The organism is Cutibacterium sp. 37298 (assembly GCF_023838685.1).
Classification (GTDB): domain Bacteria; phylum Actinomycetota; class Actinomycetes; order Propionibacteriales; family Propionibacteriaceae; genus Cutibacterium; species Cutibacterium acnes.
Genome location: NZ_JAJNRJ010000001.1, coordinates 533082 through 559292, shown reverse-complemented (window position 1 = coordinate 559292; position 26211 = coordinate 533082). Strand labels below are relative to the sequence as shown.

Genomic DNA, 26211 nt, shown 5'->3' with positions numbered 1-26211 from the left:
ACCCGGGGATCCATCATTTGGGTGTGCGACAGCACACCTCCTAGCTGCCATAGCGTCGTCTTTCGGATCGGGGATGGTCACGTGGTCAGGCTACCCATTCTGTGCCCGACCACTCGGCTGGTTCCCACCGCGCGTCGTCTCGCCCGAGGTCGGGCGAGAGGTGTGGGTGGAGGTATGAGTCGGTCTAGAGGTGTGCGTAGGCTGTGACGTTTGTGTGGGTTTAGAGGTGTGTGTATGGGCCGACGCCGTTCTCGTCGCTGAGGGCTCGGAGGATTGCTCCCGAGAAGGCGCCGATGACGGCTCTGGGCTGGAGGCCGACGTACGAGTCGGATACGGCCCACCCAGCGACTCTGGATCATCCTGGTTCGACCGGTCGCGATCGGAATCATCCTCGACCGACACCTGCGGACGGTTGGTGGAGCCATAATGCTTGCCTGACAGATTCACCCAGTCTGGAGCAGCAAAGGACTTATTGGGTATCCCCTTCATCGCCGTCTGCATATAGTCGAGCCAGGTGCGAGCCGGGTAATCACCACCGTGGAAACCGGTAGCCTCTTCACGGGCGTAGCGGTCAAGATTTTCGTTGCCGCTATCCCCCGCCACAAACATGACAGCTGTCGAAATCTGCTTGGTATAGGCGACAAACCACGCCGACGTCACCCCGTGACCGACTCCCGAAGTACCCGTTTTCCCGGCCACGTGATGGTCAAAGCCGGCCACAATCCGTCCAGTGCCTTCCTCAACCACTGACTGCAGGGCGTAGCTGACGTCATGGCTGATATCAGCCTCAATGGTCTGCTTCGACGGCGTGGGAGCCTGATAGAGGACCTTGCCTGACTGGTCAACGACCTTGTCCACAATGTGTGGGGTAACCCTTTTGCCGTCATTGGCGATCGTCGCATAGCCCCCCGCCTGAGCCAGTGGACTCACCTCAGCAGTGCCCAAAGCGATCCGGTTGTTCAGATCCCACCCAGTTCCCTGAGACAAACCGGCGTCAGTAGCGGCCTGAACAACAGCCCTCGGACCATTCTTAATCCGTGAGACCATGTCGACGAAAGCGGTGTTGATCGACTTCGCAATGGCCTGACGCAAACTGACGGTGCCGTAGTTCCGGTCGTTCTCGTTGTGAACCTCGGTGCTATCCCCGTCAGGCGTGAAAGCGTTACCTTCCAACCGGGAGCGCAAGCTGAACCCATGGCGCATCCCTGCTATGGCCGCGTAGGTCTTGAAGGTGGATGCCGCCGGGCGCGCAGTAAGCGCCCAATCGCGGGTATTGGAAATATAGTCATCGCCACCGTAAAGGGCCAGGACACCACCGGAGCTGACGTCGACTGAGGCAAGCGCAGGATGTAGATTTTTGGCTCCCTCAGGACCAGCGTTGCGGCCGGCAATTTTCTTATACTTCTGGCCTGCAGCCACGGCAGCCTGCTCGTCCTTACGATCCAGGGTGGTCGTCACCTTGAGGCCACCGCCCTTAATTTGTTGATCGGAGAACCCTCTGGCGATGAGCTCGTCGTAAACCAACTTCATGAGGTAGCCGTCGGTTCCCGCCCATCGGTTGTAGTCGGGGACCTTCGGGAATTTCGGCAGCTGCCGATAAGCCTCGTCGTGCTGAGCCTGGGTGATATTGCCGGCCTCCAGCATTCCGTCGAGAACGTACCGGTATCGCTGGAGTAACCTCTCGCGAGCGCCTACGCCACCGCTGGGATCGAAATTCGACGGGCTGTTGAGCACCGCAGCCAACACCGCCGACTGAGACAGGGCGAGCTTCGAAGCATCGATGTAGAAGAAAGCCCGAGCGGCAGCCTGAACACCATAAGCTCCCCGGCCAAAGTAGATGGTGTTGAGATATCCGGCGAGAATGTCCTTCTTAGAGACCTCCTTGCCCGTCTTCACGGCCAGGAGGAGCTCCTTGAATTTGCGACCCATAGTGCGTTCCTGGGACAGGTACAACACCTTGATGTACTGCTGGGTGATCGTCGAACCGCCTTGCATCTCACCACCGCGCGCGATCGCCCAGGCGGCGCGCGTCATGCCCTTGACCGAGATACCCGGATCGGACCAGAAAGTGCGATTCTCCGCCGAGACGACGGCGTCGCGCAGAGTCTTCGGCATCGACTCATAAGGGATTGATTGACGGTTCTGTACCGAGAAAGACCCGAGGCGACTGCCGTCCCGGTAGTAGATAAACGAGGTGTTCGTCTGGAAGTCGCGGTTAGGGTCGGGAAGCTCGGTGCGCTCATAGGCGACAAAGACCCCAACGCCGGCGATGAGCACCAAAGACAAGATTGCGATCAGCAGACCCCGGAAAAACTTGCTCAGCCTCGGGTGACGGCTAGGTTTCCTGGCGGCCCGACGAGCCCTTCCGGCACCGCCCCCGGTCGCGGGGGCGTGGCGCTTCGATACTCTACCGGGTTTGTGGTCAGCCATAGATGTCCTCCACGGTCGGCTGATGGCGAGGTGGGCGGCGGCGTCGACCGTCACCCAGGACGTAGTCGACGAGGATGTGATTCCACAGACAGTCGGGGCAAACCTCGACCTCGTAGACGTGAAACTCGCCGAACTGGTGCTCCATCTCCTCTAGTTCGTCCAGGGTACGGATGCGACCCGAGTATTGGCCCAGCTGGTGGCCGAAGGCATGGCGCAGCAGGGCTAAGCGCGGGGACTCACAGACCGGGCAGTCGTGGTTGAGGGGCTCGCCATGGTGCATGGCGGCGCGTACCAGCATGGGGTCGGCGTCGCACGCCGTTGGGGCGCTGAGATCGACCTGGGGGCTGCGCAACGCCTCCAGGGTGTGTCGGCGTTGCAGAGCGTGGGAAACCACGTTTCGCTGCGTCTGCATGCCCTCTAGAGTACGGCGCTGCTCAGACGACTTCGCAGCACCAGTGTTCGACGGTGCGTTCTCGAAGAGTCCGCCGCACGTGCTTCGAGCCCCGTGTGGCAATCAGGGTGGGAGAGGTGAGGGTTACCACCCCTACTGGCATCAAACCCCGTCCCCAACACATTCACCACACCGGTCTCGTGGAGGGGCCCGAGCCACTACCCCTATGCTCGGACCTATGTCCGAAGCCCTCCAGTTACACCGCGCGACTCTCGACAACGGGATGCGCGTGGTCGTTAATCCCGACACCACCTCTCCCGGAGTTGCCGTCAATGTGTGGTATCGAGTGGGATCGGCAGACGAGGAGGCCGGCCATTTTGGGTTCGCCCACCTCTTCGAGCACCTGATGTTCTCAGGCACGACGAGCGGCATCGCATCAAGCGAACATCTGGCAACGATCGAGTCGGTGGGTGGGTCAGCAAATGCGTCGACCAGCTTCGACCGCACCAATTATTTCGAGACCGTACCGGCCGGGGCGCTGGAACTCGCACTGTGGCTAGAAGCTGAGCGGCTGGCGCACTTGGCCGTCACCGAGGCAAACCTGGCGACCCAGCGCGAGGTCGTCAAGGAAGAGAAGCGGCAGCGTTACGACAACACCCCCTATGGGGACCTACTCGATATGCTCCTTGACGGAAGGTTCGGCAGCGAGCATCCCTACGGCCACCCAACCATCGGTTCGGTCCCCGACCTCGACGCCGCCTGTCTCGACGACGTCACCGCCTTCCATTCCACCTGGTACCGGCCCGACAATGCCGTTCTTGTCATTTCCGGATGTGTTGAAGCCGACGAAGGGTTGACCTTGGCCGATAAGTACCTCGGGGCGGTTCCCGCTGCCACCGGGGACCTCCCCGAGCGCATTCAGGGACGAGTTCGCCACGACAATCCTCGGGTCGTCGTTACGCGCCCCCTCCCGCGAACTGCGGTGACCCGGGCATGGGCTACTCCGCCCATCACCAACCCCGACAATCTCACCGTCGCCATGGCCACCGACATACTCGGATCGGGGATGAGCTCACGGCTCATTCGCACCCTGGAAAGGGAACGTCACCTCGTCGATGGAGTGGGTATGAACGACTTTGGGCTGGCACGAGGAACGTCGGCAGCTCTAGTGTCGGCACACCTCAAGCCCGGGGTCTCCGAGGAGGAACTGACCGGGGCTGTCGATGAGATCATCACCGAACTCGCCGCCAACGGACCGAGCCAGGCCGAGCTAGAGCGAGCGCGCGCCCAGGTGGAACGAAGTTGGTTGGAGTCGTTGGCTGTTGTTGACGAACGGGCTGACCTACTCAATATGCACGAGTCGCTACTAGGGGACGCTGCCCTCGTCAATACTCACCTCGACCGCATCCGGGCTATCACCGCAGACCACATTGCCGAAGCCGCAAGACGATGGCTATCCCCCCATCAAGCGTCAACCGTCGTCCACCAGGAGGCGTGATGAAAACCTGTAATGAGCGTCCTCTCACCAGTCGCCCCACCGTGCGTCCCGGCTCGCCGTGGTCCTTTCCACAGTGCCTCGTCGAAACCCTGCCAACCGGCCTCACGGTGGTACGCGTTCCGATGCCTGGCCAGCGCATCGTCACTATGGAAATCGGGTTGGACGCGCCGCTGTGTACCGAACCTGCTGGTCTCGAGGGCCTTGCTGGGCTCGTCGTCCGCACAGCTGACGAATCCACCGGCCCCCATCCCGGCGCAGCTTTCGCTGAGGCCATGGAGTCGATCGGAGCCAGCTACGACGGATCGGCCGGGTTGGCCGGAAGTCACGTCGGCGTCGATGTGCCCGTGACAAGGTTCGACGCAGCGGCTGAACTCTTCGTCGAATTGTTGAACACCACGAGCCTGGTTGAAGAGGACATCGCTCGTCAGATCGACGCGGCGCGAGCCTCCCTGGCCCAGACCAGCCAGCGTGGATCGGCCCTAGCCGAGATGGCAGCAGCACGTGCGCTATGGCCAGTGGGGTCACGGTCGTCCCTGCCCACGATCGGCACCCTCTCGTCGGTGGAAAAGCTCAACGCCGCAGCCGCACGAGAATTCTGGGCCGCGCACTGGACGATCTCCGATGCCGTGCTGGTGGTTGCCGGAGACGGAGTCGAGGACCTCGACTTGTCAATACTCGAGGAATGGACGGCCAGCGGTTCCCCCTCGCAGGTTGCTCCACTCCAGCCACGCCTCGATGGACCACGGGTGATTCTTGTTGACCGCCCCGACGCTGTGCAGGCCGACGTGCGTATCCAGCAGGCCACTGTGGGGCGCTCCCACCCGGGTTGGGCAGCCCTCAAGGTCGCATGCGGAGCCCTCGGCGGAACGTTCGGGTCGCGTCTCAACCAGGTGCTGCGGGAAGACAAGGGATGGTCTTACGGGGTCGGAATGTCGAGCCGCCCACTCCCCGATGGTGGAGTGGCGACCGTTGCGGGGTCCTTCCGGACTGAGGTTGGAGCCGACGCCGTGGCCGAGGCATTACGCATTCTCACCTCCAGCGACGATCTGCGGGCCGACGAAGTGGATGCCGCCCGCGACCACTCGGTTGGCATCGCCCCATTGCAGTACGACACCGCCAGTGCGGTCGCCCACCAAGTGGCAGCTCTGGTCGGGGCCGGACTGGCACCGAACTGGGTCGACGATCACCTTGCCGCCGTGGCATCGGCGAGGGCGAGTGCTGGGGAATGGTCGGTGAACCGGGCCTGGCGGGAGTTGCTGATCCCTGACAGTTGGCGGATCGGTGTCTGCGGTCGAGCCGAAGAGTTGGCTCCCGCACTGGCTGAGCGTGGGCTCGAGGCCGTTGTCGTTAGTCCCGCCGAGGTGCTGTCGTAGTCGGGGGCCGATGCGTCACAAACTGCCCCAAAACGCAATGGCACCGTCACAATCTCGACTTTTTGGCAGGACCAGACGACATTGCGCGAGGCTTCGACTCGCCCAAACCACCGCGCATCCTCTACACTATGGAGGTCCACGGGGCATTGGCGCAGTTGGTAGCGCGGCTGCTTTGCAAGCAGTAGGTCAGGGGTTCGAGTCCCCTATGCTCCACGTAAGATGAGAAAATCGAAACTTGCCTCGCCTGATGGCGGGGCAGTTTTGTTTCTGCGATACTTGCGCCGGGACGTCGATGCTGGTGTGGGCGAAGACGCTGGCTACGTGACTGGATCGAGGCTGGTGGTGGATGGTGGTTTGTCTCTTTGCCAGTAATGATTCTGTTGTGCCCTGGCGGAGAACGTGGGGTTTCGCGTGCTGTTCGGGGCGTGCGGTGAGGTGTTAGCTTTCCGAAACAGGGTCGGATCGCCTGTCAGGCAGTAGTTGACGGCCGAATTGCGTGCGAGGCTTCCCGGGGTCGAGGTTTCTCCGGGGCACAGCCCTCAAGTTCCGCAACCTGGCCCTACGACATCGCCCGCTCACTGCTCGAAGCCGGCGGGCTGTGACTGGTTCTCGCGGTCGAGGAAGAGGTAGACGACGGGAATCACTGGAATTACGAATAGCAGTGCGACCGCCAGCAGTTGGCCAAGCAGTCCGAATGCTCCAACGAAAACCACGCCGAGTGGTTCTGCCGGCTGCTTCTGCTCCGCTGAAACCGGGCAGAAGGGCTGAGAAGAAGTCTCCGACCTCATCCGCAGTCAATCGCCGCCGAACGTCGGCGAAGAAGCAAGTCGTCGCAGCGGCCTCGAATAGTCCGCTGATGAGAGCAGCACAGCAGCTGTGAGCTCGAGTCCTTTGGAAGCAAAGAGGCTTATGACCAGCACAGCTTCGTCCAGGTTGCCGATCAGGTAGACGAGCCCGAGCCGATGGCGCGGCACCTTGGAGACGAACAAGCCGACAACTGTTGCTCCCAGCGCCTGTGCGCTGAGCAGCCAGCCGTAGGCGCCAGGATCGCGGGGCTATCGAACCGAGACCACCTGAAGCAGCACGATTTGCAGGGCGCTTACGCCGACACCGTAAACGATCCCGGTGAACAGGTATGCCACGACACGTGGATCCCGGAAGAAGCTCCGTTGCCAGAGACGTTTCCGATCGCGGGGCGGACTCGCGTCGGGAAGTGTTGGGGCGACTGACCTCGACACCTTGGGGATTCCCAACAGAAGCGCCGCGCCAAGAATCGTCGTCAGCGTTTCTACGCAGAACAGCGTCCTGACGCTGATCAGTATGAGCGCAAGGCCAGCGAGTGCGGGGCCAATGAACTGCGGCGTTCCCCCTTGACGACGTTTTCATTGTCGATGACCCCGGATCGGAGGACGAACAGTGCGGGGGAGGCGTAGATCGTGACTAAGCCACCCAGGAGGGAAAGCATGTTCAGCTGAGCAAGGGACTGGGTGAAGGGAATGAGCACGGTGGACACCACCCAGGACCATGGAGACGCCCGCGACGATTCGGGCGTCCGCATGGCGTAGTAGCCAGGCGGAAGTTCCTCCGGCAATCATCATCGGTAGTAGCCGCAGCATGAGGGTTCTGGCGAGTTCCCCTCCGACTCCGTATCGTTGGACCAGGAGAATGGGGAATGCCACATTCGTGATCGAATAGCCAAGATTCATGATTGCCATTGCGCTGAGCAGCAGGGAAAATGATCCGGGCCTATTCACGCGATGACCGGTCACAGTCTTCTCCCACCCGAATACTTGACGCGAAGTGAGCCGCCTAACTTAACGTGATTAAGCTAACATTCGCGATTACCATACCAGCTCTCAGAACACCCTCGAACGCTGCTAGGAGCCGGCCTTCATACACGGTGACTAGCTCGTCGACTTCGGCGTCGGTCAGAAATGTTTGAGCCATCTCAAGTAAGCGGACAGACTGACCCCGGGAGTCCACAACACAGGGTTCTGATGGCCGCTTCGATATACGGTAAACCCCTCGCGACAAGCGAGAACACGCGGTTCGTGCGACCGAGACAAAGTTCAAACTCTCACTGATCGGTGACGAAACACCTCTGACGAGCGAAAACAGTCAAGCGTGGTAGCCGGCAGATGGACGACCACTACCTCTCAGGCCACCGCTTAAGCCCCCCTATGTGTCAAATGTCCAGAACCTCGTAGGGTGCGACGTGCAGCGCTGAGTCGACCCGTTCTGCAAGTTCACCATCCGCTGTTCGCAACTCATCCAAATTCGCAAAAACCGTAAGCGTACGATCTCCAACCGTCCAGAATTCCTTGTCCCACGTTTCTGGATGCGACCAAAGATCTTCCTTGCCTTCGGCCCAGCTTGGCAGAACACGACGCACCTTCGACACCACGGCAAATTGCTCCCTGGCAGTTGCGTAGACGGTATCAATGCGACAGCCTTGCTCGTGGTCTCGTTGCACCTTGACCAACCGACGCCCCATGAACGAGACACGGTGGTCGATCCCGTCAGTACGCAGATCTACCTCAACCTGCTCGGCCCCTCCCCTCATCAGCTTGCGACGTTTCACGTACTCGCGCAGAGCTTCGCTCACTGCAGGTGAAAACCCTCCTGCAAGCTCGGCTGCTTCTTGGAACAGGTTTTGGTCTTCGTCGGAGACATACACGTTTCTAGTGGGCATGTGCATTATTATATGCATATATCAGGGGTCAAGCACCAACCGGTACCCCATTCCGGCATCAGTGATGAGATACCGCGGCCTACTCGGCTCGGGCTCCAGCTTCTTGCGCAACTGGGAAATGTAGAGCCTCAGGTAGCCGGTGTCGGTGACGTGCTCGGAGCCCCAGACCTGACTCAGCATGGTCTGACGAGTCACCAGCCGACCCTCATTACGGATGAGCAGCTCCAGCACCCGCCACTCGGTCGGCGTGAGCCTGACATTGGCCCCGTCACGGGTCACGGTGTGCGCAGCCAGATCTACCCACACCGACCCGAAAGCGACGATTGGTTCCTCATCTACCTCGTCCTGGCCAATACGCCTTGTCAAAACGCGGATACGGGCAAGCAGCTCATCCATCGAGAATGGTTTGGTGACGTAGTCGTCAGCCCCAGCGTCAAGAGCTTCCACCTTCTCGGCCGACCCGGATCGTCCCGAGATCACCAGGATCGGCGCCGACGACCAGCCGCGCACCGCCTCAATGACCTTTACCCCGTCCAGACGCGGCATCCCGAGATCCAGCAAAATGATGTCCGGCTTGTGATCGATGGCCATCTCCAAGGCGTGCTGCCCATCACGCGCCAACAAGACCTCGTATCCCCTGGCGCCCAAGGTGATCCGCAAGGCTCGCAAAAATTGCGGGTCGTCATCAGCGATAAGAATTCTCATTGCACACTTGCCTCCTCAGCCCCTACCCGGGGCAAGCTGATCACCATCGTCAGTCCCCCGCCAGGAGTGTCCTCCAAGGCCAGGGTGCCGTCCATTCCCTCGACAAATCCCTTCGACAGCGCCAGCCCAAGCCCCAGCCCAACGCTGGAATCCGTATCACCCAGCCGCTGGAAAGGCACCATCACATCGCCGCGACGGTCCTCTGGAATCCCCGGGCCGTGATCGATGACTCGAATCTCCACCTGGTTGGCGAAGCTACTCTCCGCCAACCGCACCCGGCTGCCCGCCGGCTCGTAACGCAGCGCATTCGACAACAGGTTGACGACAACTCGCTGCAGCAAGGCTGGGTCGGCGACCATCTCGGGAACGTCAGAACCCAAGTCGATCTCGACGTCGGCCGGCCCCAGGGACAACTCGTCCAGCGCCGGCATGATGACCTCAGCCGGGTCTACCGGCATCACCGAGACCCCCAGCACCCCCGACTGCAACCGGGAGACGTCGAGAAGGTCGGTGACCAAATTCGCCAACTGCGACAACGCTTCATCAGCGGTTTCCAACAAATCGGCACGATCCTGGTCAGAAAGCTTCGACCACTCGCTGCGCAGCCCAGACACAGCGGCGGTGGCAGCCGCCAGCGGGCGACGCAGGTCGTGACCGACCGCTGACAACAACGCCGTGCGCACCCGGTCGGTGGCCGCTAACGGCTCCACCGCCTTCGCCGTCTCCTCCAGCTGACGCTGCTCCAAGGCTGTCCCCAACTGGGCGGCGATGACCGACATCAGCCGACGCTCCGAGGCGGCCGGGTCCGGGCCGTGGAATTCCACCACGGTATGGTCGTCGATGCGGTGCTCCGTGACTTGATCACTTGTTATACCCCAATTTGCCACAACCTTTCCGTCGGTCATCAATCGCGCCCCAGATAGCCCGAAAGCCTCAGTTGCTCTGGACAACAACGACTCAACGGCGTCCTCGCCGCGCAGCACCAAACCGGCCACCGACTGCAACAGTCCCGACTCAGCGGCGGCGCGTCGGGCCACCCGGGTCTTACGGGCAGCGCGATCGACAACAACACTCACCAGGGCCGCGGTGAGCAGGTACAGCAACAGTGCCACCAGGTGTAACGGTTCGTTGACGGTGACGGTGTAGAAGGGTTTAGTGAAAAAGTAGTCCAGGGCAAAACCCGAGGCCAGAGCCGCAATGAGCGACGGGAATGCCCCACCTACCAAGGCCACCACGACGGCCAGCAACTCGTAAGCCAGCACATCGGTCGTCAGCGCCTCCGGGCTACGCAACGACACCAACAGCCACGTCAAGAGTGGCCCGAACACCGCCAGCACAGCGAAACCTGCGATCCGACGCCGCGTCGACAATGACCCACCCATTCGCGGCAAACGCAGCGCCTTCGCCTGGGCGTCATGACTGACGATGTGAACGTCGATAGCACCGGAAGCCCGGATGATGTCTGCCTCGACGTCGTGTCCGGTCAACAGCCGCGAGAGTTTGCCACGCCGACTAGCCCCGATGACGAGCTGGGTGGCGTTGACCGACTTCGCGAACTCGATGAGAGTGTCGGGGATGTCATCGCCAACGAGCTGGTGGAAGGATCCTCCTAGCTTGTCCACCAACCCTCGTTGCCGGGCTAGTTCCCCCGGATGCGGGGAGCGCAGCCCGTCCTCAGTGGTGACGTGCACCGCCAGCAAGTCTCCGCCACCGGCTCGAACCGCGATCCGGGCACCGCGTCGCAGCAGGGTTTCGCCCTCCCGACCCCCTGTCAGGGCGACGACTACCCGTTCACGGGCTTCCCAACGGGAGTCGATGCCGTGCTCGCTACGGTAGTCGGCCAGCGCGTGATCGACCTCGTCGGCCACCCACAACAAGGCCAACTCACGCAGGGCGGTGAGATTGCCGAGCCGGAAGTAGTTTGACAAGGCCGCGTCGATCCGCTCGGCCGGATACACCTTGCCGCTCGACAACCGGTCGCGCAGGGCCTGCGGGGCGAGGTCGACGACCTCCACCTGGCTGGCCCTGCGCAGCACGGTGTCTGGGACAGTCTCGCGCTGTGGTACCCCAGTGATTTGCTCAACAACGTCGTTGAGGGACTCGATGTGCTGGATGTTGACCGTCGAAATGACGTCGATCCCGGCCTCCAGAAGCTCCTCAACGTCCTGCCAACGCTTCTCATTACGGGACCCGGGGGCGTTGGTGTGGGCAAGTTCGTCGACGAGGGCGACGTCAGGGTGCCGGGCCAGCACCTCGTCAAGATCCATCTCCGGCAGCTCAATGCCGCGGCATTCGACATAGTGCCGCGGGACGACCTCCATCCCCTCAGTCATCGCCGCAGTAGCTGCCCGGCCGTGAGTCTCAACAACGGCGATAACGACATCAGACCCCCCGGCGCGCAGGTGCTTGCCCTCGTCAAGCATGGCGTAGGTCTTGCCGACGCCCGGTGCCGCGCCCAGCAGCACCCGCGACCTTCCCCGAACAGCCACCGCGTCCTCCTAAGCCATGATTACCCGACCGTCAGCACCGTCAGTGCTGGCGATCCAGTTCGGCATTGAGCGTCACGACGTTGACCTTAGTCTCGCCAAGGAACCCGAGTTGGCGTCCCGTGGTGTTATCGTCAACGATCCGCCGTACGACGGCCTTGTCGAGATGACGAGCCTTCGCCACCCGAGCGATCTGGATGTCGGCGTATTCGGGGCTGATATGTGGGTCCAGACCCGACGACGACGCCGTCACAGCATCAGCGGGTACCCGGTCAGCATCGACGTGGTTGAAGGCCGCCACCTGGCTGCGACGCTCCTTGATGGCCTTCGCCAGGTCCGGGTTTTCCGGGCCCATGTTGGAACCGCCCGAGGACCTGGCATCGTAACCGTCGTCACCGGCAGCCGAGGGACGCGGCTGGAAGTACTTCGGCAACGGCCTTCCACCCTTGTCGGTGAAGGACTGGCCGATGAGGGTCGAGCCGACCACCTTGCCGTTGACCGTCAGCTGCGAGCCGTTGGCTTGGTGATAGAGCACCAACTGACCCAGCCCAGTCATGAGGCCGGTGTACACGACGCCGACAATGACAGTAAACAGCAGCATCGAGCGCAACCCGACGAGGGCGGTGCGAGTCCTAGAGGAGATGATCATGATGAACTCCGATCAGAAGCCGGGAATGAGACGGATAATCAGGTCGATAAGCCAGATGCCGATGAACGGCGCAACAACACCGCCCAACCCGTAGATGCGCAGGTTCCGTGCGAGGATTTTCGACGCTCCGGCGGGCTTGTATGCCACGCCTTTGAGGGCCAGCGGAACCAAAATAACGATGATGATAGCGTTAAAGATGATCGCCGAGAGCACCGCTGACGCCGGGGAATGCAAACCCATAATGTTGAGGGCCGACAGACCCGGGTAGGTCGCCATGAAGATCGCTGGGATGATCGCAAAATACTTGGCAATATCGTTGGCGATCGAGAAGGTCGTCAGGGCACCGCGCGTGATGAGTAGTTGCTTGCCGATTCCGACAATGCTGATGAGCTTCGTCGGGTCGGAGTCAAGGTCCACCATGTTGCCGGCTTCCTTGGCAGCCGAGGTGCCGGTGTTCATCGCGACGCCGACGTCCGCCTGGGCCAGAGCCGGGGCATCGTTGGTGCCGTCACCGGTCATCGCGACCATCCGGCCACCCTCCTGCTCCTTGCGGATGTAGGCGAGCTTGTCCTCCGGGGTGGCCTCGGCGAGGAAATCATCCACGCCGGCCTCCTTGGCAATGGCGGCTGCGGTCAGCGGGTTGTCTCCGGTCACCATGACGGTGCGGATACCCATTCGACGCAGCTCAGCAAACCGGTCGGTCAGACCCTCTTTGACGATGTCCTTGAGATAAACGACGCCGAGCACCTTGCCCGAGTGGTCGGGGGTGCGTACCGCCACGACGAGCGGGGTACCGCCAGACTGGGACACCGAGTCGACCCGGCGATCCATGTGGACCCGTGTGTCGATGTCCATATTGATGTGGGACTCCGTCAGCCAGGCGCGCACAGCAGATCCGGCACCCTTACGGATTTTGGTGCCATCGGGAAGGTCGATGCCCGACATTCTGGTCTGCGCGGTAAAGGGGACGACCTTCCCCTGTTCGCCGCAGGCATCGGGGACGAAGCCCTGCTCGCGGGCCAGGTCGACGATGGAGGTGCCCTCGGGAGTCGGGTCGGCCAGCGAAGACCGGGCGGCCGCGTCGCGAATCTCTTCGTCGCTCACATCCGACATCGGTATGAATTCGCTGGCACGACGGTTTCCGTAGGTGATGGTGCCAGTCTTGTCGAGCAGAAGAGTCGTAACGTCGCCGGCGGCCTCCACCGCGCGTCCAGACATTGCCAACACGTTGTGCTGCACCAGGCGGTCCATACCCGCGATGCCGATGGCCGACAGCAGAGCACCGATCGTCGTCGGGACGAGGCAAACCAGCAGCGCCACCAATACCGTGACGCTCACCGGCCTGGCGGCCAGGGACGCAATCGGGTTGAGGGTCAGGGTGACGAGGACAAAAACAATCGAGAGGCTCGCCAGCAAAATATTGAGGGCAATCTCGTTGGGGGTCTTCTGACGTCCGGACCCCTCAACCAGGGCGATCATGCGGTCGACGAAACTCTGCCCGGGCTTCGAGGTGATTTTGACGACGATGCGGTCCGAAAGCACTGTCGTACCACCGGTGACGGCAGAACGGTCGCCGCCGGACTCCCGTACCACGGGGGCTGACTCACCGGTGATGGCCGACTCGTCGACCGAAGCGATGCCCCAGACGATGTCGCCGTCACCAGGGATCGTCTGGCCCGCCGCCACGACGACGACGTCGCCATACCTGAGCTCCGAGGAGACGACCTCGGTTGTCGTGGTGTGCTCGGCGGACGGATCGTTCCGCTCGTCCCACCCGTCGACGCGAATTGCGCTCGTGGCGGTGCGGGTCTTGCGCAATGTCTCGGCCTGGGCCTTGCCGCGTCCCTCGGCGATCGACTCGGCAAGGTTGGCGAAGATGACGGTCAGCCACAGCCACACCGCAATGGCCGTGGAAAAACCGACGGAAACACCGCCGTCGGTGACACCAGTGAGCAGTTCCAGGCCAGCGATGATGGTTGTCAGGACTGCGCCAATCCACACCAAAAACATAACCGGGTTGCGCCACTGAGAACGCGGATCGAGCTTACGAATGGCTCCGGGCAGGGCCTGACGCACCTGAGCCCCGGTGAGACCGCGGGAACGCGAATTCGAGGGGATAACGGTCATGATCAGATCAGTCCTTCGGCCAGCGGTCCGAGCGTGAGGACCGGAAAGAAGACAAGCGCTGTAACGAGGATCGCGGTGAACACGATCAGGGTGGTGAACAACGCATTGTGCGTGGGAAGGGTGCCGGCGGTGACGGGCACTGGTTCACGTTCGACCAAGGCACCCGACAGGGCAAGGATGAGGATGATCGGTACGAAGCGCCCGAGGAGCATGGCCACACCAAGGGCGGCACACAGCCAGTTCGTCGAGGCGTCCAAACCAGCGAAGGCCGAACCATTGTTGTTGGCGGCTGAGGTGAAGGCGTATACCAGCTCGGACAGCCCGTGCTCGCCCGGGTTGGAGATCGAGGTATTGACACTACTGCGTAGGCCCGGGACAGCCAGGCTCAAGGCCACGCCGCATAGCACCAGGGTCGGCATGACGAGGATGTACAAGGCCGACAGTTTCATCTCGCGCGGGCCAATCTTCTTGCCAAGGTATTCCGGCGTACGACCGACCAGCAAGCCGGCGATGAAGACCGCGATGACGGCGATAACAAGCATGCCATAAAGACCGCTCCCCACACCGCCAGGGCTAATCTCGCCGAGCATCATGTTGAGCAGGGTGAACATCCCTCCAATGGCGGTGAAGGAGTCGTGCATCGAGTCGACTGCGCCGGTGGAGGTCATCGTCGTCGAGTTAGCGAAGAGGACCGACTGAGCCAATCCGAAACGCTGCTCCTTGCCCTCCATCGCGGCTCCCGCGAGGCGTGCGGCAGTGCCGTGGCCAGAAAATTCGGCAGCGGCCATGGCAAATAGGTTGACGGTGAACAGGACGACCATCGCAGCGAGTATCGCCCTGCCCTGCCGCACATCTTCCACCATCTTCCCGAAGGTGCGAGGCAGTGAGAACGGGATGAGCAGGATGAGGAAGATCTCGAGCATGTTCGTCCACGGTTGCGGATTCTCGAAGGGGTGAGACGAGTTACCGTTAAAGAAACCACCACCGTTAGTGCCAAGCTCCTTGATGGCCTCCTGAGAGGCGACGGGGCCTCCCGGGATGACCTGGTTTCCGCCAGCTACACCGGTCACGTGCAGGAACCCGGTGAAATTCTGGACCGCGCCACCAACGATGAGCAGGAAAGCCGCTACGGCGGCAATCGGCATCAGGATGCGCAACGTGCAGCGGGTGATATCCACCCAGAAGTTCCCGATGGTGTGCTCACCACGGCCAACGAATCCGCGAATCAGCGCAACCGCGATCGCGATGCCGGTAGCGGCGGAGACGAAATTCTGCACACACAGGCCAGCGAGCTGGACGAAGTGCCCGAGGGTCGCCTCCGGTGAGTAGGCCTGCCAATTGGTGTTCGTGACGAAAGAGATCGCGGTGTTGAAGGAGACCGCCGGATTGACTGATCCCTTCCCCAGGGACCATGGCAGCCACGGCTGGAGACGTTGCAGAGCGTAGAGGAGGACGACTCCGCAGAAACTGAAAGCCAGCACTGCGCGAGCATAAGACTTCCACGTCTGACCAGCACGGGGATTGACCCCCATGACGCGGTAGCACCAGGTCTCGACCCTCGTGTCCTTGTCAGAGGTGAAGACACGGGCCATGTAGGTACCCAGGTGATGTTGGGCGATACCGAGCGCGATGGCGAGCAGAGCCAGACCCGCCAGGAAACAGATCCACGTCATTAGAAACGCTCCGGGCGGATAAGGGCAATCACGAGATACACAACGGCGGCGATACCGAGGATGGCGGCCACCAGATTAAGGATGGTCATAGCGCATCGACCCCCTTCACGCACAGGGCGAGCAGGATGAACAAGGCGATGACACCGAGCAGCCAGATGACGTCGAGCATGACAGGCTCCTTGACAACGACCCGGGGTTTCCGGGGTGCCGGTTGTGGCACCACCACCCATCGAAACCGCGCGACCCGGCCGTTGTCGCGCTTCCCTACGGATCCCATATGGGGGTGTGCGAGATCCTGACGTTTTCCTAACACTCCCAGTTCCAAACGGTTCTGGGAGCGCTAGTTACCCCGGCGACCCCCATCACACAGGTTCCACGTACCATCCCCTCCTTGGCCTCATCATCATTACGACCCTCCTCGCCACATCACCCTCTTCCCGCCATGGACCCGTCACCACGATGTCCCTTCACCTCCTCCAACCTGAGTGTGGTGATTGGGGTGGTAGCTGCCCGTGATGCCATCTCACGTGGTTGGGATGCGGGTGGACGACGACTTATCCACAGCCAGTACGGCTGACCTGGGCCGGGTTGTCCACAGGTTCAAAAAACGTGGCACATCTACGGGCCTGTACCGATAACTGTCGACATGAGGGAAAATTTCGAACTGGAGCTGCGTAGCAACGGCGGGGTGGCGCGCATTGTCCGTGACAGCCCATTGCGAGGCCAGGCTGACCGGTCCGTCACCCGGGGCGATACGGTACGCATCCTGCCGGGAGTGGTGGCCACCACCGGCGCTGCCCGCCGCGTCACTACGATGATTCAAGCACTGAAATTATGGCACCGCGGTGCGACGCTGGTCGGCATGGCCGCCTTGGTGTTGCTCGGATTGAAGAATCCGGTCACTCAGCGCCGCTGGGACTACACCGGCATCCAGGCCATCGAGGCGTTCTCGCCCACTCGCCGTCTGAGGCGACCCCGTATCTGGGTGCATCGCTGGCACGTGCCCCACCATTTCACCATCGAAGAAGAAGGAATACGAGTCGCGATCCCGGAGGTATCGGTGATCATCCTGGCAATCCAGGGACAGTGGGACTGGGTGTGCCAGGCTCTGCGCCAACGCCTAGTGACCCCGGCCTCATGCCGGGCGGTCCGTAAAGCCCTCACCGGCCGGTATTCGAAGGCCGAAGTCGACCGTGCGCTAGCCGACATCGACCTAAATCCTTGGTCGATCCCGGAGCTGGAATTAGCACGAATCCTACGGGCAACCGGGATCACTGGTCACAAGCCGAACCACCAAGTGTGGGTTGGTGAGGGGAATTATCGCTATGTCCTGGATCAAGCGTTCCAGGCTGAGATGCTGGGCGTGGAAATGGAAGGCCGCTCGGTCCACGGTACCCCGGAAGGGTACGAGGCGATGATGGTGCGTTCGGCCCATCTGGAGCAGGCCGGGTGGAGGATCCTGCACACCACCCCGACGATGCTGCGGCGCGATCCGAAGTTCGTGCTGGACTGGATCATCAATCACTTGCACAAACGCCACCGCCCCAAGACCACGCTCACCAACCAGGTCCTGCGCCAGATCATGAATAGCGCCGTACCGGCGTAAACCTTGCTGACTTCTCTAGCTAGACGGCAGGTGATTGTGTCCGGTTGTGGAAATCAGGGTTACGAACCCACGGTCTGCAACCCCACCAGGCATCCCCGACGATCACGACCCGTATCACCACACGGAGCTGAGGTGAACAGAGTAGAAGCGTCAACACGGGATAAAGTCACAGCCCCGCGGAGGAAGACGGGACCGCAACCTCAATGGCCTACGCCAACGGGGGAAACAACGTCAGCCCACCAAACCTCCTCAGAGCATCAGCTAACCCGAACCTCATCGAAAGACTGCACAACCTGCCGCACCACTGCAGCAGGGTCATCGGAGGCCATGATGGTCCGCACCATCGCGACACCGGCCACACCGGTGGCCGCCAAAACAGGGACATCGGCCACCTGGACGTCACCGATAGCGACAACCGGCAGACTGCTCGCCCCTACTAAGGCCGGATACCCCTGAACGCCGAGCGGGAAGCGGCCCGATTCCTTGGTCGGGGTGGGTCGGAAGGGTCCGGCACCCACATAGTCGAGCGCATCAGCGAACGGTTCGGCCGATCTCACGAGGTCCAAGGTCCCCGTGGTGTAACCGACGATCGCGTCGGGGCCCAGCATCGCCCGCGCATCACGCACCGGCAAATCCGTCAATCCGACGTGCACCCCGTGGACGTTCCCCCGCGCCCGTATGGCCGCCCAGGCAACATCGGCGCGGTCATCCACGACCACCCGCGTCGCGGGGTTCGCTCGACGAACCGCCTCGCCGACCTGCAAAACCAGGCTGAGCAGATCACGAGTGGACAATTCCTTGGCCCGTACCTGCACCATCCCGGCACCCGCCCCAGCGGCCGCTGCCGCAGTCTCGATGGTGTGCCGATCAATCCCCGACGTCACCAAATAGCACCGCAGGTCTAAAGTCATCTCATCTCCTATTTTGCGGTTCTCGCCGCCTTGTCAAGGGCGTCACGCAGCTGCACCCGAAAACTTCCGGGTCCGCCAGCACGCGCTGCTGCAACCTCCCCGGCCACGTCAGGCCCAGCATCAAGGAATTCCCGAGCCATCCGGGTACGTACCGGGGCTAGCCCGATAGTCGTCGAGTCGAGCACCCACGGGGTTCCTTCGGGCCGCGCGGCAACGGTGGCGGTAGGGCAATGGACCATCGGGGCCCGACGACACCCGCCCGCAGGGCAGCGCGTCCCTCAGAGGGCATCGACGTTCCAGCCGAGGCCCGGCGCGCAACAGACACAAGTATGGTCATGTGAATCTTTGTGCTGACGAGCTGGTCAGACCCGCAAAGCTTGGTCGAAGAACTCCAATTCGTGACGGCAGGCCGTCAGGTAGGCGTGGGCAGCGCGAGCCCTGGTGACGGCGGAGGCGTTCTGGAAGGCTTTCTCCACCAGACCGATGGTGTGTGACGCCCCCTCGACGAACTCGGGATCCCCATAGGTCTGCAACCATGAGGCGTAAGGGTGGTCGTCGGGAACGTGCGGAACCTTGGCACCCAAGTGTGCATAAAGCCAGAAACAAGGCAGTACCGCTGCCGTACCGACGACGTAGTCGTCACCCAATGCCCGGGCCAGCAGGAAGTCCGTGTAGGCCAAGGTCACCGGCCCGGCAACCACGTCGATGTGATCCCCTAGCCAAGAGCGGTGCAGTTCTGCCTCCTCCACAAGACACGCCTGAGAGGACTGCGCCCACCACACTGACTCCTCCGGGTCGACAGCACGAGCCGCCAAGGATGCCAAAGCTCGTGAATAGTAGGTGAGGTACTGAGCATCTTGCCCCAGGTAGAACTCGAAGGCCGGCTTCGACAAGGTGCCGTCGACGAGAACGGCAACAAAATCCGAGTCCTCAATGCGACGCGCGATGTCCCCACTTGCTTGCCACAGGGCCGTCGTCCATGGCCCGGCTGGAGCAACCACCGCGTCCGGTGCAGGCTCAGCCGATACAACCAACCCTTGTGGAGATTCCAATGGGTCGATGGGCGCGAACCACGCCACTGCTGAAGCGTCCTCGGCCAGCCGACGTGCTCGATGGGAGTGGTCCACCGGGCCGTGACCCTTACCGACGTTCAGCGCCGACCCGTACTGAATCGCCTCGTGCAGCCAGTCGGTGACCCACGCCAGGGCATCCCCCGGGGTGTCACCGGCACCCAACCGGGTCGCCAAGGCTGAGGACAGTGAGCACCCGGTACCGTGGGTGTTGGTCGTCTCCACCCGCGCCGCCGGGGCGACGTGCATTGCTCCTTCCGTCGTCACCCACATATTGTCGACCCGCTGCGAATTCAAATGCCCGGTCTTGACGACGACGGCCGCTCCCGTCTCAGCCGCCCACCGACGAGCCTGCTCCACGGCCTGCTCCGGGGTCGTCGCCGGCTCGCTCTGGCACAGCACCGCGAGCTCCGGAATATTCGGGGTGATGACGGTCGCGCGGCGACAAAACTCGCGCATGGCAGCCTCTGCGTCGGGGGCAAGGAGGCGGTCCCCGCTGGTGGCGACCATTACCGGATCGACGACGACTACCAGCGGTCGATGCTCGTCGAGGAAGGTCGCAACCGCGTCAACGATCTCAGCGGTGCCGAGCATCCCGGTTTTGACGGCGTCGATTCTCACGTCATCGCTGACAGCGGCCAGTTGCTGGACCAGGAAGTCGGTCGGCGGGGTGTGGATGGCGCGCACCCCTTCGGTGTTCTGGGCCACCAAGGAGGTGACGACAGCCATCGCATATCCACCTGCCGCGATGATCGATTTGGTGTCGGCTGCGGTGCCAGCTCCCCCGGACGGATCGGTACCCGCAATTGACAGGACGCGGGGAATTGTTCCCCGCTCGGCAAGCGCATCACTAATGGTCATCTCGGACATCCCTTCGCCAGTACGAACTAGATCAGGTTCCACGGGTGTGATCTCAGCGCCACCGAGGCGCACCCCGTGTCCATGGGCCAGTATGCCACCCCACCACGACGTGCGCTCCGCCGCTGAAAACTGACCGAACACCCGTAAAATTCCTACAAAAGTCATTGACAGGGGTCCATTAAGCGGTTATAGCGCTATCGTGGGAACTGGTCGGAAGTTCATCGGAGAACTTCCGACGAAGTCGTATGAGGAGCACGTCATGACGAACTTCCAAGACATTTATCAACACAGCTACCCGGTGAGTCCGGATGGCAACCCTTTCGTGCAGAACGACCTAGGCCGCTACACCCAGAACCATCCTGTTCCGCCCGATGACGTCGCTGAACGCAAGGCATACCTCGTCGGCTCTGGCATCGCCTCGCTTCTTGCTGCTGCCTACTTGATTCGAGACGCCCAGATGCCTGGGGAGAACATCACCATCCTCGAGGAAATGTCAGAACCCGGCGGCGCGTTCGACGGAGCAGGGGATACGGAGAAAGGCTTCATCGCTCGCGGTGGTCGTGAGATGGGACAACACTTCGAGTGTTTCTGGGACATCATGAAAGACATCCCAGCCTTGGAGATGCCCGAGCCCTACAGCGTTCTGGACGAATTCCGGATCGTGAACGAGAACGACCCCAACATCAACCCGTGTCGTATCATCAACAGTTGCGGTCACAAGCGCGACGCCTCAAAGATGGGGCTCAACAAGAAGGGCCAGCTCGACATCATGAGGCTCTTGCTGGCCAAGGAGTCGGACACCTACTACAAGTCGATCGAGGACTGGTTCGACGAGGACTTCCTGCAATCCACCTTCTACCTGCTGTGGAAGACGATGTTCGCCTTCGAGCAGTGGCAGTCCCTCACGGAGCTCAAACGGTACATGCACCGCTTCCTGCAGTATCTTCCCGGTTTCTCGAATCTGTCCTGTCTGCGATTCAGCCGCTACAACCAGCACGACTCTTTCGTCGTCCCGTTGGTGAAGTGGCTCACCGAAAAGGGCGTGAACTTCCAATACGACACCCTCGTCTACGACGTCGACCTAGAGATCACCGCCCACCGCAAGATCGCCCGCGGCATCCTGTGGCGCGATAAGGAGGGTGGCGAGCATCGCATCGACATGTCCGCCAAGGACCTGGTGTTCGTGACCAACGGTTCACTTACCGAGTGCACCGGATACGGCGACATGGACACCCCCGCCCCTTACCACAAAGACATGCAGGCCGGCTGGGAGCTGTGGCGCAACCTGGTTCGCCGCTCCCCCGCGTTCGGACGTCCCGATGTCTTCTGCGGCGACGCTGACAAGACGGTGTGGCAATCAATCAGCTTCAACTTCATCGGTCGTGATCACCCGTTCCTCAAGAAGATCAAGGAGCTGACCGGCAACGATCCGTTGTCCGGGCGCACCGTCACCGGCGGCATCATCACCGCCGAGGACTCGTCGTGGTGCATCTCGCTGACGATGAATCGCCAGCCACAGTTCCACGGCCAGCCTGAAGACTGGGGCGTGGCATGGGCCTACGGGCTGTACCCGTTCGAGAAGGGCGACGTCGTCAACAAGACAATGCTGGAATGCACCGGCGAGGAGCTGCTCAAAGAGTACTGCTACCACTTCGGACTGCTCGACCAGTTCGAGGAGGTCAAGGCCCACACCAAGGTGCGAATCGCGACGATGCCGTGGATCACAGCCTTCTTCATGCCCCGTGGCAAGGGTGATCGCCCGGAGGTCATCCCGGACGGCTGCGTCAATCTGGCTTGCCTAGGCCAGTTCGTCGAAACCCCCGATGACTGCGTCTTCACCACCGAGGGTTCGGCACGCACCGCAATGATGGCCGTCTACGGCCTGCTCGACCTTGACCGTGACATCCCGCCGATCTGGCCAACCCAGTACGACATCCGCTCCCTGCTAGCCTCCGCCAAAACCCTCAACAATGGTCGCCTACCCGGTAGTTGGCTGTTGTCGAAGCTGTTGAAGAACACCTACTACGAGGACATCCTGCCGTGACGTCCTGACGATGCGGTTTCGGGGCGGTTGAATAACACCATGACCGCCCCGAACCGCGTTCCCTCCCGGTGCTTGTCCATCACCCGACTACGCGACCTACTGCTGGCCGATATCCCGGCCTCCCGTCTGGTCATCGCCTGTGACACGATCGGCGGCATCGGGCCGCGTCCCGACGATTCCTATCCGGCCGACCCGGTGTGGTGCGCCCACTTGGGAGCGCGAGTGCCGCTGCTGGAGGTGCTGTGCGCCGGTGCGCGTCCGCTTGTCCTCGTCGACACACTGTGCCAGGACAGTGCATCTGCTCAGCCCATGATTGCCGAATTCCGACGCTGTGCGCTCGACGCCGGGATCGACCCAGATGCGGTTACCGGATCGACGGAGGACAACGTCGCCACCACCCAAACCGGCGTCGGGGTGACGATTATCGGCGTCATGCACCACGAGGATGTGCCGAAGTCCCTAGACGGAGACGTCTTGGTGTGTGTCGGCGCTCCGATCTCGGCCCCTAACGACGACGTCGCCCTTGGTCGGCGCGAGATTGTGGGCGTCACGGAGGTTAAGGCACTAATGGCTTCGGGGAAGGTGCACGACTGCGTCCCGGTCGGGTCTCATGGGGTGGCCTGGGAGGCCAAACAGCTGGCCTCCACTGCGGGACTGCGCGTCGCATTCCAACCCACCGACGTCGACCTAACCCGCTCCGGCGGCCCGGCCACATGCGTCGTCATGGCCTGTGCCAAAACCAATCTTGAGCAGTTGCACGCCCTGGTCAATCCGGAACGACCGTGGGCAGTCATCGGGCACCTGCGCTCCTGACGATTCGCTACCTGGAACTACCTGCAGCATTTTCCATCCCCCGCGACGAACCCCATATGCATGGTGTTAGTGTGCGATTGCCTCGAGTCGGATTCGGTTTGGGGCACTCCGCAGTGGGCGAAGTCGGTGCAAATCCGACACTGTCGCGCAACGGTAATGCCTGCAAGGCTCAGTCCGGTCGACTCTCTGAGGAGTGGCAGTTGTTAACTCTCGCCGTAGGAGTCTGCCGGGCACACTATGTGCGCCTCAGCGAAACCTGCGGCATGACCGCAGGGAGAACCGCGTGAGTACTCCGAGAACGATGCCGAGGAGGATCTCGGCCCTCATTACCCTCTTCGTCGCACCCGCCCTGGCCCTGACGGGCTGCTCGGGTTCGAGCAACAGAACCACCTCACTGAACACCTCGACAGCCACCCCGTCAGTCGGTACCGGTGCCAACATGTCGGGGTGCATCAAGTCTGGGGAGTTCGACAAGGACAAGGATTACTTCGGCGACAAGGCCACCTTCACCGGGGCCAGGAACGTCCACGTCAGCTACCACAAGTCCTACAAGGTTCTCACCCTCGGTGAGCAGGACAGGCCGGCACAGACCTTCGTGCTGCTGCAGTGCGGTGCCCCCAAGCCGGCACTCACTGGTGACCTCGCCAAGGCCCCGATCATCGACGTCCCGGTCAAACGGGTCGTCGCCTCCTCCACCACCCAGATTCCGGTCTTCCACACCTTGGGGGCCCTGGACTCTATCGTCGGCGTCAACCAGATCGAGCAGATCTATCGCGGACCGGCACGTAAGGCCCTTGAGGCCCGCCACATACCAAGCTACGGATCGAGCAGGATGCAGATCGACACAGAGAAGATCATCTCCCTCAAACCCGACGCCGTGCTGGCTGCCAGCTCAGAGGTGGGAGAGTTCAAGCAGGTGCAGTCCGCCGGCATCCCGGTGCTGCAAGACCTCGACTACCTCGAGTCCACCCCGCTGGCTCGGGCCGAGTGGATGAAGGCCTACGGCATCCTTCTCAACAAGGAGGGCGCCGCCACGAAGAGTTTCGACAGCATCGCCGAGCGTTACGCCGAGGTGGCGAAGAAGGCCAAGAACGCTGCCGACAAACCCAGCGTGCTCGTCGGTCAGGAGACCAAGGGGCAGTGGTACGTCCCGGGGGCCGACTCCTACATGATCAAGTTCATGACCGACGCCGGAGCTTCCGACGTCATGGCCCAGGCCGTCAAGGGCAACGGAGCCACCCCAACCGACGCCGAGGTCGTCTTCAAGTACGGTTCCAAGGCCGACTTCTGGCTCAACGGCAACTACATGTCCATGACGACGTGGCACGGCAAGGATGACGCCCTCAAGCAGAACCCGCGCTACGCGAACCTGTCGGCCTTTCAGCATGGCAACGTCTGGAACCCCAGCAAACGCACTGCCCCAGACACCGGAAACGACTTCTGGCAGTCCGGGATCGTCCAGCCCGACGTCGTACTGGCTGACCTCACCTACATCTTCCACCCAGACCTCATGAAGGGGTACACCCCGTACTACTACACCAAGCTCAGCTGATCCCTCGACGGCGTTGCTCGCCGCACACCCTCCCTTCACCATTTTCTGGAGCAAACATGTCCATCAATCGTCTGGTGGCGGGTCTGGCCGCCACCACCATGTGCGTCGCCACCCTCACCGGGTGCTCACACTCCGAGCAGTCGGGTTCCTCGGCGAACACGTCGTCCAGCGGGTCCTCCCGGCAGGGCTGCATCAAGGACTTCGACCCCTCGAAGGATTACTTCGGCGACAAGGCCACCTTCGGCGACGCTCGCGACATCACCGTGTCGTACCACAAGTCGTACAAGGTCGTGACGCTCAAGCACCCGTCGAACACCGCGACGAAACCGGTGCAGTACGTCCTGGTGCAGTGTGGTGCCCCCGACCCGCATCTGGACGGTGAGCTCGCCAAGGCGCAGCGGATCACCATTCCCACCACCAAGGTGGCGTTGGGCTCGACGACCCTGCCAATGAAGTTTCAGATGTTGGGAAAGCTGGACTCCGTGGCTGGCATGGTCAACGTCGACAGAGTCGGGAATCCGGACACCCGTCAGGCCCTCAAGGACCACAAGGTCGCCAGTTTCGCGGCAGGCGACAACGCCACCGAGATCAACACCGAGAAATTGGCGGCATTGCGCCCGGACCTGTTCATCTTCAACCTCGTCAGCGGCAGCGACAACACCAGCAAGATCGACAAGATCAAGGAGATGGGCATCCCGGTCGTTGCCGAGCCGAACTTCCTCGAGAGCACCCCGCTGGGACGTGCCGAGTGGATCAAGTACGACTCGTTGTTCGTCAATGCCGAGAAGACTGCGAACCAGAAGTATGACGAGATCGCCGAGAAGTACCACGCGACCGCGAAACGCACCGCCAAGGTCAAGACACGACCGACCGTGCTCCACGGATCACAGTACAAGGGCGTCTGGTACATCAAACCCAACGAGAACTACGCCATCCAGTTCCTGCGTGACGCCGGTGGTGAGTACGTGTTCAAGGACCTCCACGGGGTGGCCTCGAGGAAGCTGGACACCGAGGCCGTCATCAAGCAGGCCCACGACGCCGACTTCTGGATCGACGGGCCGGAGAAGTCGTCCATCCCGCAGATCCTCAAGGCCGACCCACGTCTGAAGTCGCTCAAGGCCCTCGACAACGGCAATATGTGGGACGCCACCCCGCGAGCCGACCCGAAGCACGGCAACGACTACTGGCAGACCGGAGTCGTACGTCCCGACCTCGTCCTGGCGAACCTGACGGCGATCCTGCACCCCGAGCTGGACCGCGATCACCAGTTCCACTTCTACCGCAAGGCCACCGCGAAGTGACTGCACCTCGGTACATGATGCAGTGCCGT

The 26211-nt window shown here is 61.9% G+C and carries 25 protein-coding genes, 1 tRNA gene and 1 riboswitch; of the genes, 9 read left to right on the top strand and 17 right to left on the bottom strand.

All coding sequences use genetic code 11. The annotated features are described in order from the left end of the window. Nucleotides 1-90: 90 nt before the first annotated feature. On the bottom strand, nt 91-2430 hold the full coding sequence (locus LRP59_RS02640) for a transglycosylase domain-containing protein (protein WP_002512841.1): 2340 nt from the start codon (nt 2428-2430) through the stop codon (nt 91-93). Next, a complete protein-coding gene (locus LRP59_RS02635; protein ID WP_002518625.1) occupies nt 2423-2842 on the bottom strand; it encodes a DUF5318 family protein in 420 nt (139 codons plus the stop codon). The genes LRP59_RS02640 and LRP59_RS02635 overlap by 8 nt, the downstream gene beginning before the upstream one ends. Before the next feature lie 205 nt (nt 2843-3047). On the opposite strand from LRP59_RS02635, the gene LRP59_RS02630 reads away from it, so the two are divergent. The 3 genes from LRP59_RS02630 to LRP59_RS02620 all read left to right on the top strand — a co-directional run bounded on the left by LRP59_RS02630 (nt 3048) and on the right by LRP59_RS02620 (nt 5905). After that, nucleotides 3048-4319, top strand: a complete 1272-nt coding sequence (locus tag LRP59_RS02630; protein WP_002533216.1) for a pitrilysin family protein — start codon at nt 3048-3050, stop codon at nt 4317-4319. Between the two features lie 122 nt (nt 4320-4441). Next, nucleotides 4442-5692 carry a pitrilysin family protein gene (locus LRP59_RS02625; RefSeq protein WP_002521000.1) on the top strand — a complete coding sequence of 417 codons (1251 nt, stop codon included), beginning with the start codon at nt 4442-4444 and terminating at the stop codon, nt 5690-5692. Between the two features lie 140 nt (nt 5693-5832). Then, a tRNA-Ala gene (locus tag LRP59_RS02620) sits at nt 5833-5905 on the top strand. A gap of 362 nt (nt 5906-6267) precedes the next feature. On the opposite strand, the gene LRP59_RS02615 is transcribed toward LRP59_RS02620, so the two are convergent. Both LRP59_RS02615 and LRP59_RS02610 read right to left on the bottom strand, forming a co-directional pair. Then, on the bottom strand, nt 6268-6480 hold the full coding sequence (locus LRP59_RS02615) for a hypothetical protein (protein WP_002512837.1): 213 nt from the start codon (nt 6478-6480) through the stop codon (nt 6268-6270). A 6-nt stretch (nt 6481-6486) separates the two neighbouring features. Then, entirely contained in the window at nt 6487-6681 is a 195-nt protein-coding gene (locus tag LRP59_RS02610; RefSeq protein ID WP_002512836.1) for a hypothetical protein, read from the bottom strand. Between LRP59_RS02610 and LRP59_RS02605 the strand changes: the two genes are divergently transcribed. Further along, nucleotides 6655-6921, top strand: coding sequence for a hypothetical protein (locus LRP59_RS02605; protein WP_002520999.1), 267 nt, complete (start codon nt 6655-6657; stop codon nt 6919-6921). The genes LRP59_RS02610 and LRP59_RS02605 overlap by 27 nt on opposite strands. An 86-nt stretch (nt 6922-7007) precedes the next feature. Here the strand turns inward: LRP59_RS02605 and LRP59_RS02600 are convergent, their stop codons facing one another. From LRP59_RS02600 to LRP59_RS02560, 9 genes are all read right to left on the bottom strand, one after another. Beyond that, complete coding sequence (locus LRP59_RS02600; RefSeq protein ID WP_002520998.1) at nt 7008-7250, bottom strand: hypothetical protein; 243 nt, start codon at nt 7248-7250, stop codon at nt 7008-7010. A 627-nt stretch (nt 7251-7877) separates the two neighbouring features. Beyond that, on the bottom strand, nt 7878-8402 hold the full coding sequence (locus LRP59_RS02595) for an EXLDI protein (protein WP_002520996.1): 525 nt from the start codon (nt 8400-8402) through the stop codon (nt 7878-7880). Between the two features lie 3 nt (nt 8403-8405). Further along, nucleotides 8406-9089, bottom strand: coding sequence for a response regulator (locus LRP59_RS02590; protein ID WP_002512833.1), 684 nt, complete (start codon nt 9087-9089; stop codon nt 8406-8408). Continuing rightward, nucleotides 9086-11578 carry an ATP-binding protein gene (locus tag LRP59_RS02585; RefSeq protein ID WP_002512832.1) on the bottom strand — a complete coding sequence of 831 codons (2493 nt, stop codon included), beginning with the start codon at nt 11576-11578 and terminating at the stop codon, nt 9086-9088. Before LRP59_RS02585 ends, LRP59_RS02590 begins: the two co-directional genes overlap by 4 nt. Before the next feature lie 40 nt (nt 11579-11618). Continuing rightward, nucleotides 11619-12224: a potassium-transporting ATPase subunit KdpC gene (gene kdpC, locus LRP59_RS02580; RefSeq protein WP_002512831.1), complete on the bottom strand. Its 606-nt coding sequence runs from the start codon at nt 12222-12224 to the stop codon at nt 11619-11621. 12 nt (nt 12225-12236) lie between these two features. Then, nucleotides 12237-14351: a potassium-transporting ATPase subunit KdpB gene (kdpB, locus tag LRP59_RS02575; RefSeq protein ID WP_002512830.1), complete on the bottom strand. Its 2115-nt coding sequence runs from the start codon at nt 14349-14351 to the stop codon at nt 12237-12239. Between the two features lie 2 nt (nt 14352-14353). After that, entirely contained in the window at nt 14354-16024 is a 1671-nt protein-coding gene (gene kdpA / locus LRP59_RS02570) for a potassium-transporting ATPase subunit KdpA (protein ID WP_002512829.1), read from the bottom strand. Continuing rightward, complete coding sequence (locus LRP59_RS02565; protein WP_002524221.1) at nt 16024-16113, bottom strand: potassium-transporting ATPase subunit F; 90 nt, start codon at nt 16111-16113, stop codon at nt 16024-16026. The genes kdpA and LRP59_RS02565 overlap by 1 nt, the downstream gene beginning before the upstream one ends. Further along, a complete protein-coding gene (locus LRP59_RS02560) occupies nt 16110-16301 on the bottom strand; it encodes a hypothetical protein (RefSeq protein WP_002520991.1) in 192 nt (63 codons plus the stop codon). Before LRP59_RS02560 ends, LRP59_RS02565 begins: the two co-directional genes overlap by 4 nt. A gap of 369 nt (nt 16302-16670) precedes the next feature. Here LRP59_RS02560 and LRP59_RS02555 point away from each other — a divergent pair, with 369 nt between their 5' ends. Continuing rightward, nucleotides 16671-17630 carry an endonuclease domain-containing protein gene (locus tag LRP59_RS02555; protein WP_002512826.1) on the top strand — a complete coding sequence of 320 codons (960 nt, stop codon included), beginning with the start codon at nt 16671-16673 and terminating at the stop codon, nt 17628-17630. Between the two features lie 257 nt (nt 17631-17887). Here LRP59_RS02555 and LRP59_RS02550 read toward each other — a convergent pair whose 3' ends face one another. From LRP59_RS02550 to LRP59_RS02540, 3 genes are all read right to left on the bottom strand, one after another. Then, nucleotides 17888-18541 carry a thiamine phosphate synthase gene (locus tag LRP59_RS02550; protein WP_002512825.1) on the bottom strand — a complete coding sequence of 218 codons (654 nt, stop codon included), beginning with the start codon at nt 18539-18541 and terminating at the stop codon, nt 17888-17890. An 8-nt stretch (nt 18542-18549) separates the two neighbouring features. After that, nucleotides 18550-18780, bottom strand: a complete 231-nt coding sequence (locus LRP59_RS02545; RefSeq protein WP_011183603.1) for a hypothetical protein — start codon at nt 18778-18780, stop codon at nt 18550-18552. A gap of 123 nt (nt 18781-18903) precedes the next feature. Further along, nucleotides 18904-20481: a bifunctional hydroxymethylpyrimidine kinase/phosphomethylpyrimidine kinase gene (locus LRP59_RS02540; protein WP_032496468.1), complete on the bottom strand. Its 1578-nt coding sequence runs from the start codon at nt 20479-20481 to the stop codon at nt 18904-18906. Then, nucleotides 20464-20558: riboswitch (TPP riboswitch) on the bottom strand. (Overlaps the previous gene by 18 nt.) Before the next feature lie 173 nt (nt 20559-20731). Between LRP59_RS02540 and LRP59_RS02535 the strand changes: the two genes are divergently transcribed. Beyond that, the gene (locus LRP59_RS02535) at nt 20732-22516 is read left to right on the top strand and encodes an oleate hydratase (protein WP_002530836.1); all 1785 of its coding nucleotides are present in this window, start codon (nt 20732-20734) and stop codon (nt 22514-22516) included. Between the two features lie 39 nt (nt 22517-22555). Continuing rightward, on the top strand, nt 22556-23329 hold the full coding sequence (locus LRP59_RS02530; RefSeq protein ID WP_002512821.1) for a hypothetical protein: 774 nt from the start codon (nt 22556-22558) through the stop codon (nt 23327-23329). Nucleotides 23330-23575: 246 nt separating this feature from the next. Here LRP59_RS02530 and LRP59_RS02525 read toward each other — a convergent pair whose 3' ends face one another. Beyond that, complete coding sequence (locus LRP59_RS02525) at nt 23576-23770, bottom strand: hypothetical protein (RefSeq protein WP_002520988.1); 195 nt, start codon at nt 23768-23770, stop codon at nt 23576-23578. Between LRP59_RS02525 and LRP59_RS02520 the strand changes: the two genes are divergently transcribed. Together LRP59_RS02520 and LRP59_RS02515 are read left to right on the top strand one after the other, a co-directional pair. After that, complete coding sequence (locus LRP59_RS02520) at nt 23769-24881, top strand: ABC transporter substrate-binding protein (RefSeq protein ID WP_002520987.1); 1113 nt, start codon at nt 23769-23771, stop codon at nt 24879-24881. The two genes, LRP59_RS02525 and LRP59_RS02520, sit on opposite strands and share 2 nt — an antisense overlap. Nucleotides 24882-24937: 56 nt before the next feature. Further along, nucleotides 24938-26182 (top strand): ABC transporter substrate-binding protein, encoded by a 1245-nt coding sequence (locus tag LRP59_RS02515; protein ID WP_002512819.1) that lies wholly within the window; start codon nt 24938-24940, stop codon nt 26180-26182. The last annotated feature ends 29 nt before the right edge of the window (nt 26183-26211 follow it).

Excerpts from the sequence above, each read along its gene's own strand:
- LRP59_RS02625 (WP_002521000.1), top strand. The coding sequence starts at position 4,442 with ATGCCTGGCCAGCGCATCGTCACTATGGAAATCGGGTTGGACGCGCCG.
- LRP59_RS02615 (WP_002512837.1), bottom strand. The coding sequence starts at position 6,480 with ATGAGGTCGGAGACTTCTTCTCAGCCCTTCTGCCCGGTTTCAGCGGAG.
- kdpB (WP_002512830.1), bottom strand. The coding sequence starts at position 14,351 with ATGACCGTTATCCCCTCGAATTCGCGTTCCCGCGGTCTCACCGGGGCT.
- LRP59_RS02600 (WP_002520998.1), bottom strand. The coding sequence starts at position 7,250 with ATGCGGACGCCCGAATCGTCGCGGGCGTCTCCATGGTCCTGGGTGGTG.
- kdpC (WP_002512831.1), bottom strand. The coding sequence starts at position 12,224 with ATGATCATCTCCTCTAGGACTCGCACCGCCCTCGTCGGGTTGCGCTCG.
- LRP59_RS02595 (WP_002520996.1), bottom strand. The coding sequence starts at position 8,402 with ATGCATATAATAATGCACATGCCCACTAGAAACGTGTATGTCTCCGAC.
- LRP59_RS02520 (WP_002520987.1), top strand. The coding sequence starts at position 23,769 with ATGTCGGGGTGCATCAAGTCTGGGGAGTTCGACAAGGACAAGGATTAC.
- LRP59_RS02560 (WP_002520991.1), bottom strand. The coding sequence starts at position 16,301 with ATGGGATCCGTAGGGAAGCGCGACAACGGCCGGGTCGCGCGGTTTCGA.
- LRP59_RS02530 (WP_002512821.1), top strand. The coding sequence starts at position 22,556 with ATGACCGCCCCGAACCGCGTTCCCTCCCGGTGCTTGTCCATCACCCGA.
- LRP59_RS02555 (WP_002512826.1), top strand. The coding sequence starts at position 16,671 with ATGAGGGAAAATTTCGAACTGGAGCTGCGTAGCAACGGCGGGGTGGCG.
- LRP59_RS02630 (WP_002533216.1), top strand. The coding sequence starts at position 3,048 with ATGCTCGGACCTATGTCCGAAGCCCTCCAGTTACACCGCGCGACTCTC.
- kdpA (WP_002512829.1), bottom strand. The coding sequence starts at position 16,024 with ATGACGTGGATCTGTTTCCTGGCGGGTCTGGCTCTGCTCGCCATCGCG.
- LRP59_RS02515 (WP_002512819.1), top strand. The coding sequence starts at position 24,938 with ATGTCCATCAATCGTCTGGTGGCGGGTCTGGCCGCCACCACCATGTGC.
- LRP59_RS02545 (WP_011183603.1), bottom strand. The coding sequence starts at position 18,780 with ATGGTCCATTGCCCTACCGCCACCGTTGCCGCGCGGCCCGAAGGAACC.
- LRP59_RS02590 (WP_002512833.1), bottom strand. The coding sequence starts at position 9,089 with ATGAGAATTCTTATCGCTGATGACGACCCGCAATTTTTGCGAGCCTTG.
- LRP59_RS02535 (WP_002530836.1), top strand. The coding sequence starts at position 20,732 with ATGACGAACTTCCAAGACATTTATCAACACAGCTACCCGGTGAGTCCG.
- LRP59_RS02640 (WP_002512841.1), bottom strand. The coding sequence starts at position 2,430 with ATGGCTGACCACAAACCCGGTAGAGTATCGAAGCGCCACGCCCCCGCG.
- LRP59_RS02540 (WP_032496468.1), bottom strand. The coding sequence starts at position 20,481 with ATGTCCGAGATGACCATTAGTGATGCGCTTGCCGAGCGGGGAACAATT.
- LRP59_RS02635 (WP_002518625.1), bottom strand. The coding sequence starts at position 2,842 with ATGCAGACGCAGCGAAACGTGGTTTCCCACGCTCTGCAACGCCGACAC.
- LRP59_RS02565 (WP_002524221.1), bottom strand. The coding sequence starts at position 16,113 with ATGACCATCCTTAATCTGGTGGCCGCCATCCTCGGTATCGCCGCCGTT.
- LRP59_RS02605 (WP_002520999.1), top strand. The coding sequence starts at position 6,655 with ATGGCGCGGCACCTTGGAGACGAACAAGCCGACAACTGTTGCTCCCAG.
- LRP59_RS02525 (WP_002520988.1), bottom strand. The coding sequence starts at position 23,770 with ATGTTGGCACCGGTACCGACTGACGGGGTGGCTGTCGAGGTGTTCAGT.
- LRP59_RS02550 (WP_002512825.1), bottom strand. The coding sequence starts at position 18,541 with ATGACTTTAGACCTGCGGTGCTATTTGGTGACGTCGGGGATTGATCGG.